This is a genomic window from Corallococcus sp. AB038B (assembly GCF_003668955.1).
Taxonomy (GTDB): domain Bacteria; phylum Myxococcota; class Myxococcia; order Myxococcales; family Myxococcaceae; genus Corallococcus; species Corallococcus exiguus.
This window is the reverse complement of the sequence record NZ_RAWO01000241.1, coordinates 1-407: the sequence shown is the minus strand read 5'-3', so window position 1 is coordinate 407 and position 407 is coordinate 1. Positions and strand designations below refer to the sequence as shown.

1 protein-coding gene is annotated in these 407 nt (G+C 57.5%); it reads left to right on the top strand.

Annotation, left to right across the window (positions count from 1 at the left end):
• Positions 1-38 precede the first annotated feature (38 nt).
• A partial coding sequence (locus D7Y04_RS43150; protein WP_370457339.1) for a hypothetical protein occupies positions 39-407 on the top strand: 369 nt, incomplete at its 3' end.

Sequence of the window (407 nt, the reverse complement as noted above, 5' to 3'; positions counted from 1 at the left end):
ATCTCTTCAAGAGCTTTGACTGGCGTGGACTCGCCTTCATGGCGGCTTTTCTCGGCACACTTGAATACGTGCTCGAAGAGGGGCCGACAAACGACTGGTTCCAAGATGAGGTCGTTCTCATTCTCGCCATCGCCTGCGCCATATCCAGCGTTGCCTTCTTCGTGCGCGTTTTCACGACGAAGCATCCCATCGTCGATCTGCGCGCCTTCTCAGACCGCAATTTTGCCGTTGGCTGCGCCTTCAGCTTCGTCATGGGCATCGGCCTCTACGGCCTGACCTATTTGTATCCCGTCTATCTCGCCCGGATCCGCGGGTATTCCGCCTTGCAGATCGGCGAGACGATGTTCGTTACCGGTGCGTGCATGTTTCTGATGGCGCCCGTTGCCGGGCGTTTATCGCAGAAGCTC